Annotated in this window: 14 protein-coding genes; 7 read left to right on the top strand and 7 right to left on the bottom strand. The window is 49.4% G+C overall.

From position 1 onward, the window contains the following. Position 1: 1 nt before the first annotated feature. From accC to cutA, 5 genes are all read right to left on the bottom strand, one after another. Positions 2-1,351, bottom strand: a complete 1,350-nt coding sequence (accC, locus tag ACJ8W9_RS09690) for an acetyl-CoA carboxylase biotin carboxylase subunit (protein ID WP_411359619.1) — start codon at positions 1,349-1,351, stop codon at positions 2-4. Positions 1,352-1,374: 23 nt separating this feature from the next. Continuing rightward, entirely contained in the window at positions 1,375-1,836 is a 462-nt protein-coding gene (gene accB, locus ACJ8W9_RS09685) for an acetyl-CoA carboxylase biotin carboxyl carrier protein (RefSeq protein ID WP_411359620.1), read from the bottom strand. 28 nt (positions 1,837-1,864) lie between these two features. Further along, positions 1,865-2,338, bottom strand: coding sequence for a type II 3-dehydroquinate dehydratase (aroQ, locus tag ACJ8W9_RS09680; RefSeq protein ID WP_411359621.1), 474 nt, complete (start codon positions 2,336-2,338; stop codon positions 1,865-1,867). 154 nt (positions 2,339-2,492) lie between these two features. Beyond that, entirely contained in the window at positions 2,493-4,289 is a 1,797-nt protein-coding gene (locus ACJ8W9_RS09675; RefSeq protein ID WP_411359622.1) for a protein-disulfide reductase DsbD, read from the bottom strand. Next, a complete protein-coding gene (gene cutA / locus ACJ8W9_RS09670) occupies positions 4,289-4,609 on the bottom strand; it encodes a divalent-cation tolerance protein CutA (protein ID WP_411359623.1) in 321 nt (106 codons plus the stop codon). Before cutA ends, ACJ8W9_RS09675 begins: the two co-directional genes overlap by 1 nt. 147 nt (positions 4,610-4,756) lie before the next feature. On the opposite strand from cutA, the gene ACJ8W9_RS09665 reads away from it, so the two are divergent. The 3 genes from ACJ8W9_RS09665 to ACJ8W9_RS09655 all read left to right on the top strand — a co-directional run bounded on the left by ACJ8W9_RS09665 (position 4,757) and on the right by ACJ8W9_RS09655 (position 7,350). Further along, complete coding sequence (locus ACJ8W9_RS09665) at positions 4,757-5,050, top strand: co-chaperone GroES (RefSeq protein WP_034731107.1); 294 nt, start codon at positions 4,757-4,759, stop codon at positions 5,048-5,050. A 35-nt stretch (positions 5,051-5,085) separates the two neighbouring features. Then, a complete protein-coding gene (groL, locus tag ACJ8W9_RS09660) occupies positions 5,086-6,720 on the top strand; it encodes a chaperonin GroEL (protein WP_411359624.1) in 1,635 nt (544 codons plus the stop codon). Positions 6,721-6,837: 117 nt separating this feature from the next. Continuing rightward, complete coding sequence (locus ACJ8W9_RS09655) at positions 6,838-7,350, top strand: DUF3016 domain-containing protein (protein ID WP_411359625.1); 513 nt, start codon at positions 6,838-6,840, stop codon at positions 7,348-7,350. Here the strand turns inward: ACJ8W9_RS09655 and epmB are convergent. Further along, a complete protein-coding gene (gene epmB, locus ACJ8W9_RS09650) occupies positions 7,337-8,350 on the bottom strand; it encodes an EF-P beta-lysylation protein EpmB (RefSeq protein WP_411359626.1) in 1,014 nt (337 codons plus the stop codon). The genes ACJ8W9_RS09655 and epmB overlap by 14 nt on opposite strands. Before the next feature lie 110 nt (positions 8,351-8,460). On the opposite strand from epmB, the gene efp reads away from it, so the two are divergent. The 3 genes from efp (at position 8,461) to ACJ8W9_RS09635 (ending at position 10,515) form a co-directional block, all read left to right on the top strand. Further along, entirely contained in the window at positions 8,461-9,030 is a 570-nt protein-coding gene (efp, locus tag ACJ8W9_RS09645) for an elongation factor P (RefSeq protein ID WP_034731119.1), read from the top strand. A gap of 29 nt (positions 9,031-9,059) precedes the next feature. Then, a complete protein-coding gene (epmA, locus tag ACJ8W9_RS09640; RefSeq protein WP_411359627.1) occupies positions 9,060-10,031 on the top strand; it encodes an elongation factor P--(R)-beta-lysine ligase in 972 nt (323 codons plus the stop codon). A 94-nt stretch (positions 10,032-10,125) separates the two neighbouring features. Then, positions 10,126-10,515, top strand: coding sequence for a MerC domain-containing protein (locus ACJ8W9_RS09635; RefSeq protein WP_034731127.1), 390 nt, complete (start codon positions 10,126-10,128; stop codon positions 10,513-10,515). Here the strand turns inward: ACJ8W9_RS09635 and trmA are convergent. Next, positions 10,493-11,596, bottom strand: coding sequence for a tRNA (uridine(54)-C5)-methyltransferase TrmA (trmA, locus tag ACJ8W9_RS09630; protein ID WP_411359628.1), 1,104 nt, complete (start codon positions 11,594-11,596; stop codon positions 10,493-10,495). The two genes, ACJ8W9_RS09635 and trmA, sit on opposite strands and share 23 nt — an antisense overlap. A gap of 222 nt (positions 11,597-11,818) precedes the next feature. On the opposite strand from trmA, the gene ACJ8W9_RS09625 reads away from it, so the two are divergent. Next, positions 11,819-13,429: a S8 family serine peptidase gene (locus ACJ8W9_RS09625; RefSeq protein ID WP_411360953.1), complete on the top strand. Its 1,611-nt coding sequence runs from the start codon at positions 11,819-11,821 to the stop codon at positions 13,427-13,429. The last annotated feature ends 178 nt before the right edge of the window (positions 13,430-13,607 follow it).

Raw genomic sequence — 13,607 nt, 5'->3', positions numbered from 1 at the left:
TTTAATGACCACCCATACCAAGTTTCTTCTCCAAGTAGTGGATATTGGTACCACCATGCTGGAAGTTTTCGTCGGCCATGATGTCTTTTTGCAATGGCACGTTGGTTTTGATGCCTTCAATAATCAATTCGCCGAGGGCATTTTTCATACGGGCAATTGCGACATCTCGGTTTTCGCCATAGGTGATGAGCTTACCGATCATAGAGTCGTAGTTCGGTGGTACCGCATAGTCTGCATAGACATGTGATTCCCAACGTACACCAAAGCCACCCGGCGGATGAAAACGCGTGATCAAACCAGGCGATGGCATAAAGGTGTTCGGATCTTCGGCATTGATACGACATTCGATCGCATGGCCACGAATGACCACATCTTCTTGTGAAAACGACAACTGACGACCCGCAGCAATACGCAGCTGCTCTTTGATCAGGTCGATACCGGTGATCATTTCAGTGACCGGGTGCTCAACCTGAATCCGCGTATTCATTTCGATGAAGTAGAATTCACCGTTCTCATATAAGAATTCGAAGGTACCCGCACCGCGGTAATTGATCTCCAAACAGGCTTTCACACAGCGCTCGCCAATGTACTTACGCATTTCTGCGGTAATACCCGGCGCTGGAGCCTCTTCCACTACTTTTTGGTGGCGGCGCTGCATTGAACAGTCGCGCTCACCCAAATAGACGGCGTTACCCTGGCCGTCAGCCAACACCTGAATCTCAACGTGACGTGGATTTTCTAAGAATTTCTCCATGTACACCGTCGAGTTGTTAAAAGCCGCACCTGCTTCTGCTTTGGTGGTACTGATGGCACGCAACAATTCTTCTTCTTTGCGCACCACGCGCATGCCGCGGCCACCGCCGCCACCAGCGGCTTTCACGATAATCGGATAGCCAATACGCTTGGCAATCTTTAGGTTCTTCTCATCATCGTCATCAAGTGGACCACCTGAACCTGGAACACATGGAACGCCAGCTTTCTTCATCGCTTCGATGGCGGAAACTTTGTCGCCCATGAGTCGAATGACATCAGCTGTCGGACCAACGAAGATAAAGCCAGAGTTTTCTACTTGCTCAGCGAAATCAGCGTTTTCTGACAAAAAGCCATAGCCTGGGTGAATAGCGGCGGCGTCGGTGATTTCTGCAGCACTAATGATGCGCGGAATATTCAAATAGCTTTCACCAGCCGGCGCGTTACCGATACAAATCGATTCATCGGCAAGCAACACATGCTTGAGATTGCGATCCACAGTTGAGTGCACCGCAACAGTTTTAATACCGAGCTCTTTGCATGCACGTAAGACGCGCAACGCAATTTCGCCGCGGTTTGCAATGACAACCTTATCTAACATGATAATGTCCTGTTTCGATGCATTTATTCGATGATGAAGAGTGGCTGATCGAACTCAACAGGTTCGCCGTTTTCAACCAAGATTTGCTTCACTACACCGCCTTTATCGGCTTCGATTTGGTTCATCATTTTCATTGCTTCAACGATGCAAAGGGTGTCGCCGGCTTTCACTTGTTGACCAACTGACACGAAATCGCTAGCGCCAGGCGCAGGGGCTGCGTAGAAAGTACCAACCATTGGTGAACGAACGATGTGACCAGAGAGCTCAGGTTCAGCTGCTGGTTCTGCCGCTGCTGGCGCAGGGGCTGGAGCAGCTGGAGCTGGCGCTTGAGCCATTTGCATTGGTGCAGCTTGATAATGCATTGGTGCTGCATGCGCGCCACCACGATGAATGCGTACTGATTCTTCGCCTTCAGTAATTTCTAGTTCAGCGATGCCTGACTCTTCGACCAGTTCGATCAGCTTTTTAATTTTACGAATATCCATGATCTAGTTTGACCCCATGCTCTATGCGTTAGTTATTGTGGCGTTGTCGTAATTGTGAGACTGCGGCTTGCAAGGCTAGTTCATAGCCGTGTGCACCTAATCCGCAGATGACGCCGACGGCAAGGTCGGCTAAATAGGAATGCCGGCGAAAGCTTTCACGGGCATGAATATTGGACAAATGAACTTCGATAAAGGGCACACCGACACCGGCCAGTGCATCGCGCAGAGCAACACTGGTATGGGTATAGGCGGCCGGATTGATAATGACATAATCGACTTTGCTGGTTGCGGCTTCTTGCACCCAGTCAATAAGTTCGTACTCGGCATTTGACTGCCGGCAGTCGAGGGTGACACCCAAAGCTTCAGCCTTGCGGCGCAGTTCGCTTTCAATATGCGCGAGTGTTTGCGAGCCATAGATTTCCGGCTCACGCTGCCCCAATAAATTGAGGTTAGGCCCGTTTAAAAGCAAGATTCTGAATTTTTTCTGCGTATTTTCGGTCATTATGCTGCGAACTGTAGCGAAGTTATCTGTTTGTTGCATTGTTTGACGAAAAGTTCAATTATTCGCCAAGCAACCGGCTTATTTTTGATAGTCGTTAGCCATTATAGATAAAAAAGCTCAAAACGCAGCAAAATACTGGTCTTATCACCGAAGATCACGGCAGACTTTGCGTTACCTCAAGTTGCTCTAGGTGCTCCACAAAGTCGTCAGCTGCTAAGAAGCCAGCGATGCGAGCTTGTGCTAGCAGCTCGCCATCTTGAAAAAACAAAATCGTTGGCAAGCCAAGCACTTGGTATTCCTCTAGCAGCGCACGATTGGTCGCATTATTGGCGGTGACGTCGGCCTGCAACACCAAGGCATCACTGAGCGCTTGCTGTACCGCAGGATCGCTAAAAGTGTAGCGTTCGAATTCTTTGCAGGCGACACACCAATCGGCATAAAGATCGAGCATCACTAATTGTTGTGGCTCAGCTGCTGCGAGCTGTTGTTCGATTTCGGCGACGCTGGTGACTTGTGAAAAGGGCAGTTTTTCATGCGCGCCCTGTGGCCACCACAGCACCAGTAACCATGCGGCTAACGCCAACCAAACGCCACTGAGTAAAACTGCAGCCCCGCCTTCAATATCACGCAAGGTCGAGCTAATTAAATACAGCCCGCTGAGCGATAAGAACACGACCCATAACCAATCGGCCACGGCCAGCGGTAATAAGCGTTCGATAAACAAGACTGCGACAGCAAGCAGTACCACGCCAAAAACGCGTTTCACCACGTTCATCCAGGCCCCAGCTTTAGGTAGCAGTTTGCCCCCAGTGACGCCGAATAGAATTAGTGGAATGCCCATGCCCAAACTAAGCGCATACAGCACACTTGCGCCCACCGCGATATCGCCGGTTTGGGCAATAAACAACAATGCACCGGATAAAGGTGCGGTGGTACAGGGCGATGCAATTAAGCCCGACAAGGCGCCCATTGCAAAGACGCTGCGGTGTGCACCGCCGCGCTGTTGCTGCTGAATGTCATTGAGATAATTTTGCCATTTGCTCGGTAGTTGCAGGGTGTAGAGGCCGAGCATACTTAATGCCAGCAACACAAATAACACGGCAAGTACGATCAAAATAATGGGATGTTGCAGCATGGCTTGAAAACGTAGTCCCGCAAGCGCGACCACAATACCGAGAGCCGAGTAGGTCAGCGCCATGCCCTGGACATAGACAAACGAGAGCGAAAATGCCCGCCTGGTCGGCATTTGTTCGCCGTTTGAACCCATAATAATGGCCGACAAAATCGGGTACATGGGCAGTACGCAAGGGGTAAATGCCAAGCCAATACCGGCGACCAGAAAAATTCCCAAAACCCACACCAGTGGTTGTTCGTTTAGTTGCGCAAACAATCCTGAAGTGGTTTGTTGGCTATTTTGCGTGACTTGTTCAAAATCGATTGCAACTTGTGGTGCGCTGCTCGCAACAGCTGCACCACTGGCACTCGTCACCGCATTAATCGGGATGGATACGCTGGTCGGTGGGTAGCACAAACCCGCATCAGCGCATCCTTGATAACTCAGGGTCAGTTCCTGCGCAGCGCTGTTGGCAAGCTGCAAGGTGATACTGACACTATCGCGATAAATAATGGACTCGCCGAAAAACTCATCATAGTGTGATTCGCCAGCAGGCAAGGTGACCTGTTCGGTGAGCGCTACATTATCGGAAAAGCCAAAACGGTGTTGATACAGGTAATAACCATCGGCAATGTCGAATTGAATAGTGAGTTGCTGTTCTTGTTGGCGAAAATCAAGTTGAAAGGCTTGGTCGACGGGCAAGAACTGGTCCTGCGCAAACGGGTCAGCACTGCCACTCGCAAAATCTTGCGCGACACTTGTAGGGGCTACGCTGCCGGCTAGCAAACCAAAAGATAGCACTAAGCAGGACAACAAACCTGCGAAACGACGTGACATTAACCGGTTACCTCTCGAATCCAGTTTAAATAGGCTTCACTACCCGCTTGAATTGGTAGTGCGATAAGCTCTGCAACTTCATAAGGATGCGCTTCTTGCACCATGGCAAACAACGTTTCAAGCTGGTTTGTGGTGGTTTTAATTGCGAGCATCACTTCTTCGTCACTATGAATGTGATCATCCCACCAGTACATCGACGTAGTAGGGCTGCTAATGTTAACACAAGCAGCGAGGCGAGCGCGCAAGAGCTTTTCAGCAATCGCTTTGGCGGTGCCTTTATCTGGACAGCTACACAAAACCATTTGAAAGTCAGTGCTCATTTGCCGACATCCTTAAAAAAATTTTTGCGAAAAGCCTTGAGTTCGGAAATTTGCCCCCCATAACTGTGGCACAACTTTTTTAACAGCCCTTGTGCTTAAGTACAAGGGTAAGTTATCAACCCACAATAGGTGTAGGAGTTATCAAAGATGAAACTTCGTCCTTTACATGATCGCGTGATCATTAAACGTTCGGAAGCAGAAACTAAATCAGCCGGAGGTATCGTGTTGACCGGTTCTGCTGCAGAGAAGTCAACTCGCGGTGAAATCGTTGCTGTCGGTAACGGCCGCATCTTGGACAATGGTGATGTGAAGCCTTTAGACGTAAAAGTCGGCGACACAGTGTTGTTCAACGATGGTTACGGTGTGAAAACCCAAAAAATCGACGGTGAGGAATACTTAATCATGAGCGAGTCAGACATTCTGGCAGTCGTTGAAGGTTAAGCGGACTTAAACAGTTTCAAAAGAGGATAACGAACATGGCAGCTAAAGAAGTAAAATTTGGCAATACTGCACGCCAGCGCATGCTCAAGGGCGTTAACGTTCTTGCTGACGCAGTCAAAGTAACGCTTGGCCCGAAAGGCCGTAACGTAGTGTTAGAAAAGTCATTTGGCGCACCTGTGATCACCAAAGACGGTGTCTCGGTAGCGAAAGAAATCGAACTTGAAGACAAGTTCGAGAACATGGGCGCACAAATGGTGAAAGAAGTTGCGTCAAAAGCAAACGACGAAGCGGGTGACGGAACCACTACCGCTACCGTATTGGCGCAGTCGATTGTCAACGAAGGTTTGAAAGCAGTTGCCGCGGGCATGAACCCGATGGACCTGAAACGCGGTATCGACAAAGCAGTTATTGCCGCAGTTGAAGAACTGAAAAAGTTATCGCAACCATGCGACAACAACAAAGCAATTGCCCAAGTAGGTACCATTTCAGCCAACTCTGACAGCACTATTGGCGAAATCATTGCTAAAGCGATGGAAAAAGTGGGTAACGAAGGTGTTATTACCGTCGAAGAAGGCCAAGCACTTCATGACGAGCTTGACGTTGTTGAAGGTATGCAGTTTGACCGTGGCTACTTGTCACCTTACTTCATCAACAACCAAGAAAACGGCACCGTCGAACTCGACAGCCCTTACATCTTGTTGGTTGATAAAAAAATCTCAAACATCCGTGAATTGCTGCCAGCGCTTGAAGGCGTTGCCAAATCCGGCAAGCCTTTGTTGATTATTGCTGAAGACGTTGAAGGTGAAGCCCTTGCGACCTTGGTTGTCAACAACATGCGTGGCATCGTGAAAGTGGCTGCAGTGAAAGCGCCAGGCTTTGGCGACCGCCGCAAAGCAATGCTGCAAGACATCGCAGTGTTGACCGGTGGTACCGTGATTTCTGAAGAAATCGGTATGGAACTAGAGAAAGCACAGCTAGAAGACCTCGGTACTGCGAAGCGTGTCGTTATCAACAAAGATAACACTACCGTCGTAGATGGTAGCGGCGACCAAGCAGCGATCGAAGGCCGTGTAGCGCAGATTCGTCAGCAAATCGAAGACACTTCATCTGACTACGACAAAGAGAAGCTCCAAGAGCGCTTAGCGAAACTTGCTGGCGGTGTTGCAGTTATCAAAGTCGGTGCTGCTACCGAAATGGAAATGAAAGAGAAGAAAGCGCGCGTTGAAGACGCGTTGCATGCAACTCGTGCTGCAGTCGAAGAAGGTGTTGTCCCTGGTGGTGGTGTGGCTCTAGTGCGCGCTGCAAGCAAACTAGGCGACCTGCGTGGTGACAACGAAGAGCAAAACGTTGGTATCAAATTGGCACTGCGCGCCATGGAAGCTCCACTGCGTCAAATCGCCACTAACGCTGGTGCTGAAGGCTCAGTTGTCGCTAACAACGTGAAGAATGGTGAAGGTAACTACGGTTACAACGCTGGTAACGACACTTACGGCGACATGCTTGAAATGGGTATCTTGGATCCAACCAAAGTGACCCGCTCAGCACTCCAGTTCGCAGCATCTGTTGCCGCTCTGATGATTACGACCGAAGCAATGGTCGCAGAGTTACCAAAAGATGAACCAGCTGCTCCAGACATGGGCGGTATGGGTGGCATGGGCGGCATGATGTAAGCCAGCCTTGCTAAAGTAAGCGAAAAAGCGGTTCTCCTCGGAAAGCCGCTTTTTTTTATGTCACATTTAAGCAGTTTGCGGCATCTTATAAGTACATGACTGAACAGGAGGTGTTCGATGAAAAAGCTACATAAATTAGGTTTAGCTGTCGCTGCGGCGTTAATGACTCAAGCTGCGGTAGCAGCTGAAGTAAAAGTCGAGTGGAAAAATGTTGATGATTACCGCGATATTGAGGCGGTAAGCGACATTCAAGAGCGCTTCCAAAATCGTATTATGGAAAATCTCACCAAACACTGGCAAGAGCTCGGAGAGAAGTTGCCAAGCGACCATAAACTAGCGATTACCATGACCGATCTCGATTTGTCGGGTCGCGTTGAACCGACCTATGGCGTGGGGGGGAGTGGCTATATCCGTGTGTTAGATAGCTTGTCTTATCCGACCATGACCTTTGCCTACACCTATACCGACGGTGCTGGTAAAGTGCTTGCCGAAAGTGAAGAGGTGAAGTTGAAAGACTTGGCCGACGGCACCTCTACGTTACGCAATATCCACGGCACAAGCGGTGATAATTTGTACCGTGAAAAACGCTTGATGAGCGAGTGGGTTCGCGAGCAATTTAACACCGACTGAGTTCGAGAGGGGTTTTGCTGGGCTCGCCGGCTATCTCGCGAACGAGTCGCGGAACCAAAAAACCCGGTAACGCAGCACGCAGCCCTTCGGCAATAGCGAGTGCATCGGCGTCAGTCACTGCAAAGTGGCTGGCGCCTTTCACTGCATCGAGTTGATGTAAGTAGTAAGGCAAGACTTGCGCAGCGAACAGCTTTTCACTGAGGTCACTTAGCACCTCGACTTCGTCATTCACACCCCGCAACAACACGCTTTGGTTCAACAAGGTGATGCCATGTCGCGCCCATAACTCGAGTCCCTGCGCGAGTTCAGTCGCAATTTCATTTGGGTGATTGGCGTGTAATACCAAAATGCTTTGTAAACGACTTTGCTCGAGGCGTTTGGCGAGCTGCTGGGTTAATCGACTCGGTAGTACCACGGGTAAACGTGAATGGATACGGATTCTGCGCAGTTGCGGTAAGCTTTCCAGCTCAGTCAACAGGCGATCAAGCTGTGCGTCGGTAGCGAGCAGCGGATCACCACCACTCAAAATCACTTCATTGATAGCTGCGTCTTGGCGAATAAGATCAAGTAGTTGGTGCCGTTGCTCGCTACCGAAATGATGGTCGGCATAGGGAAAATGCCGGCGAAAACAGTAGCGACAATTAATCGCACAACCACCGCGCAAGATCACCAATACCCGTGATTTATACTTGTGCAGAATACCGGGATGCTCGTTATTTTGTTCTTGCAAAGGGTCGACGACGAAGCCATCCCGTTCGAGATACTCGTCCGCACTCGGCATGACTTGTTTAAGCAAGGGGTCGTTACAATCGCCGTGCGTCATCAGCTTGACAAAATGACGGGTGACCATCATCGGAAACAGCTCCCGTGCACCTGCATGCTGTTGGACCCAGCTCTGAGGGAGGTCGAGCAACTGGCCAAGTTGCAACGGATCGCGAATCGCCTGTGCAAGTTCTTGTTGCCATGCGGCACGCACTGAAAAAGCTACTGCATCTGGCACGAATAACCCTTAAAATATGATCCAATGTGTAATTATTTTACCTGAAAACTTCCACGTTATGGTTTATTATTGCGCGCGAAATCGCTAACCCTGTGGATGATGAGGAACTTATGGCGAACTACAGTACCAATGAATTTAAAGCTGGTTTGAAAATCATGCAAGATGGCGAGCCTTGCGCCATTGTTGAAAACGAAATGGTTAAACCAGGCAAAGGCCAAGCTTTTAACCGTGTCAAAATCCGTAAATTGATCAGCGGTAAAGTGGTTGAGAAAACCTTCAAGTCAGGCGATAGCGTTGAAGGTGCAGATGTTATCGACATCGATATGGCGTATCTCTATAACGATGGCGAATTCTGGCACTTCATGAATAATGATAGTTTCGAGCAGCTGGCAGCAGACGCCAAAGCGGTTGGTGAAACGACCAAATGGTTGGTCGAGCAAGACGTATGCACTTTGACATTGTGGAATGGTAATCCGATCGCAGTGACACCACCTAATTTTGTCGAGCTAGAGATCACGGAAACCGACCCTGGTTTGAAAGGTGATACTGCCGGAACTGGCGGTAAGCCAGCGACTTTGAGCACGGGTGCCGTTGTCCGTGTACCATTGTTCGTACAAATCGGTGAAGTCATTAAAGTCGACACGCGTAGCGGTGAATACGTTTCGCGCGTGCAAAAATAATCGCTTTCAAACAAGCGATTTGACCCCTAATGCAGCGTGATTCTACTTGGCAACCCTCAGCCACCATCGAGGTCTTGCGAGAGCGCGCTGCATTATTTGCGAAACTTCGGAGTTTTTTTGCTGAACGCGGAGTAATGGAGGTTGATACTCCCGTCCTCGCACATTTTGGTGTCACTGACCCACACCTCAGCAATCTCACTTCAAGCCTGCGACATGATGTCGTCCCGCTGCACTTACAAACCTCCCCAGAATATGCCATGAAGCGGTTATTGGCGGCAGGATCAGGCTGTATTTATCAGTTGGGAAAAGTGTTCCGAGACGATGAACAGGGTCCACGCCACAATCCTGAATTTACGATGCTGGAATGGTATCGAGTGGGCTTTACCATGCAGCAGTTGATCGATGAAGTAGTGGAATTGCTTCGTGTTGGTGTTGCTGCTCCGCTGCCACGACAAATCACTTATCAGCAACTGTTGCGTGAAACATTAACGGTTGATCCCCTTGCTGATGATGCGGTGGAGTGTCTGCAGCAAAGTTTGTCAGCGTATCCCAGTATTCGTGAGTTAGCGCTGCAGGAAACGGACCGCGATATCTTACTTGATTTGGCGATGGCATGTATCGTCGAGCCGGCAATGGATCCGCAACAGCCGTTGATTGTCACCCATTATCCAGCCTCGCAGGCTGCTCTAGCCCAGCTTGATCCGAGTGATGACCGCGTAGCTTTGCGATTCGAGGTGTTTTACGGTGGATACGAATTAGCGAACGGTTATCAGGAACTTACCGATGCTGCCCAGCAAGCGCAACGCTTTACGCAGGATCAACAACGACGCTTGCAACTCGGAAAACCAGTGGCGCATGCGGACCCACGGTTAATAGCTGCGTTAACCCATGGTCTCCCTCAATGTTCCGGGGTTGCGCTAGGCTTTGATCGCTTATTAATGGCCAAGTTGGGTGCGTCCTCGATCGAACAAGTGCTGCCTTTTGCGATTGATCGAGCTTAAGGCTTTACTAAAATAAATTTTATTCGGACTTGTCGAGCGCTACGTGATGTTATAATATAACAGTCAATGACACGCGTAGTTAGGAGTTTTAGCAATGACGCAGAAATCACTCGATAGGACAGGTATGTGGGTCACCACCTTGTGTGCGCTGCACTGCTTGTTGCTGCCCGTGATTTTACCGATGCTGTCGTTGATCGGACTGTCGTTCATTGGCGAGGAGTTGCTCGAACGCGTTATCTTATCTACCAGTTTAGTGGTGGGGCTGATTGCTCTGGTCATGGGCATGCGCCAACATTTCCGTTTCTACCCGCTACTGATGCTGTTTGCGGGCGGCTTTATTTACTGGCACAAAGATAGTTTAGGAGAAGTGGGCGAACCCTTCGTTATTCTGCTCGGTGCCAGCCTTATTGTCGCAGCGCATTGGGTCAACTTAAAGCTGACCCGTCAAGTCACTGCCTTACCTACTGCGAACGCTTTTCAATAATTACACCAGCTTCCATGTGATGGGTGTAAGGAAATTGGTCGAACAGCGCGCAACGCGTGACCTTATGCGTTGTGGCTAACTTCTTTAGGTTTTCTGCCAAGGTTTCTGGATTACACGAAATGTAAATGATACGCGAGTAGTTGCGCACCAGCTCAACGGTCGCGTCATCAAGACCTGCTCGCGGTGGATCAACCAACACTGTTTGGCAATCGAAGCTCGCGATGTCTGCCTCTGCTGCGCGACGCGACTGCTTCTCACCTTCCATCACCGCACTAAAGTCTTCGGCTGACATCCTCACCACAGTGACGTTGTTAATCCCGTTTAGTTCACAATTGTAGCGAGCTGAAGCAACTGAGACTTTACTGATTTCAGTGGCGAGCACACGGCGAAAATTTCGCGCTAAAGGCAAGCTGAAGTTGCCATTACCGCAATAGAGTTCAAGTAAGTCGTGATCCGTAGCCTCAGTTGCTGCTAGTGCCCATTCAACCATATGAATGTTTACCGCTGCATTTGGCTGGGTGAAGCTATTCTCGATTTGCTGAAATTGATAGCGAGTTCCAGCAATCTCAAGTTGCTCTATAACCCAGTCTTGCTCGAGACACAGTTTTTGTTTTTTCGCACGGCCAATCAAATGTACTTCAGCAAATGTTTGTAAATGCATTTTTAGCTGCTGTGCAGCAGCCTGCCAATCGTCGTCGAGTTGGCGATGGTAGATGAGCGATACCAGTGCTTGCCCAGATGTCGTTGTTAAAAACTCTACCTGAAATAGCTTCCGGCGTAGCACATCGCGCTCACGTACATAATCTATGATTGCAGGCATCAGTTTATTCATCAGTGCGCTGCCGGCAGGAAACTCATCGATGCGGAGTCTTTCGCGAGTCTCTGGATCGAACATGATGTAGTACAAGTCGTCACCTTGGTGCCAGACACGAAACTCGGCACGCATGCGATAGTGCTTAACAGGCGAACGAAAAACCTCCAGCTCAGCGCTGGTGAACGGACTTAGCAACTGAGCAAGTTGCTGTTGTTTCGCGGCTAACTGTTGTTCATAGAGTTCCGGTGTGACTGCTAAATGGGTCATATCAATCCTGCATAATTCGGCGCATCGAAAGTGACCGCGAATTGTACTGGCTAACCAGTAAAAGTCTAGTTCAGTCTCTTATCAGTATCTTTACAAAATCCTTGCATTTGTACATTGATTAATCTTATTAGATGTTTCAATATGTTTCATTCGGCACGATGAAAAACATAATAATCAGGTCGAACAACAAGTTAATTTAACAACAATAATAAGGTGAACAACATGTCTAAGCACTTCGCAAAACGATCAAGTTTTGCTGTAGCGGCTTTAGCACTCGCGGTAAGCAGTGCTGTCGCACAGGCGGGAAACGAGAAAGAACGCGTCATCATTCAATTTAAACCTGGTAGCCAAGCGCAAGTGGAAAAAGTCGTGCAACGTGCTGGCGGTAACAAACACCTGGAGCTACGCAACTTGGATGCCATGGCGGTATCGGTTCCTGCTGCAGCGTTGAATGGTCTTCGCAATAACCCCAACATTGTATTAGTAGAAGAAGACTCACCACGTTACTTATTAAGTTCACAATATGAGCCAGGTACGCCGTACGGTATTACACAAGTGCAAGCGGATCTTGTCAGCGATGCTGGCGCAGGTGCCGTCAAGGTTTGTATTATCGACTCGGGTTATGACCTTGGTCACCCAGATTTGCCGACCAATGGTGTGACGGGACGCTTCAACAGTGGCTCTGGTAATTGGTATACCGATGAGAATGGTCACGGTACCCACGTTGCTGGCACCATTGCTGCACTTGCCAATGGCGATGGTGTGGTAGGTGTGCTACCCAACGGCAATGTTGACCTCCATATCGTAAAAGTATTCGGCGCTAGTGGTTGGGCCTATTCCTCTTCGCTCATCGCTGCTGCTGATGAGTGTGCCAGTGAAGGCGCCAAGGTCATCAATATGAGTTTGGGTGGCAGTCGCGCCAACAAGACTGAGGAACGCGGTTTTGCACAGCTCAATAGTGCTGGTGTTTTAAGTGTGGCTGCGGCGGGTAATGACGGCAACACACGTGACTCGTATCCAGCTTCTTACGATTCGGTAGTTTCGGTTGCGGCAGTTGATAGCACCGAAACCATTGCATCATTCTCGCAGCAAACATCGCAAGTTGAGTTGGCCGGACCTGGTGTAGCGGTATTATCATCCGTGCCGCGCGGCATGGGTGAAAAAGTATCGGTGACGGTTGGTAGTGCTGGTTACGATGCTAATGGTATGGATGGCTCGGCCCGAACTGAGGCCACGGGCAGTCTTGTTGATTGTGGTATCGGTGATCAAGCATGTGCTGGTGCGAGTGGCGCGGTTTGTTTGATTGAGCGTGGTGTCATTTCATTTACTGAAAAAGTACAAGCCTGTGAAGCAGGTGGCGGTGCCGCTGCTATTGTTTATAACAATGAAGCAGGTGCTTTACTGGGTACTTTGGGTGACTACAGTGCATCTATTCCTGCAGTGGGCATTTCAGATACGGATGGTGCGGCATTATTAGCGCAACTCGGTAGCGCTGCAACGGTAAGTGTTATTGATAGTGACTGGGCATTCTTTGATGGCACGTCGATGGCGACTCCTCACATAGTTGGTGTTGCAGCTCTCGTTTGGTCGCAACACACCAGTTGTACTAATGATGAGATTCGTGCTGCTTTGCATGCTTCGGCAAAAGATTTGGGTGCAACCGGACGTGACAATGCTTATGGTCATGGTTTGGTGCAAGCAAAAGCGGCAGTTGATTATCTAACAGCTAACGGCTGTGGTGGCTCAACAGATGATGGCGGTGATACCGGTGGTGATGATGGCGGTGACACTGGTGGCGGTAAGGGTAATGGTAAAGGCGGCCCGAAGAAGTAGTCGCGATTTCCATACATCTGAACAAAAAGCTCGCAGCTCGCGAGCTTTTTTTATGCGTGTTGCACAACAAAGCAGCAGTCAGTAAAAAAACAGCTAAAAATGACAAAAAGGTGCTTGACGCGGCCAGTTAAATCTCTAAAATGCGCCCCACGCTTGAGGCAGGCAACGAAGCCGCCAA

Origin of the sequence: Pseudidiomarina salilacus, assembly GCF_047323925.1 — a bacterium.
Classification (GTDB): Bacteria; Pseudomonadota; Gammaproteobacteria; order Enterobacterales; family Alteromonadaceae; genus Pseudidiomarina; species Pseudidiomarina salilacus.
This window is presented reverse-complemented; position numbering and strand designations above follow the sequence as displayed.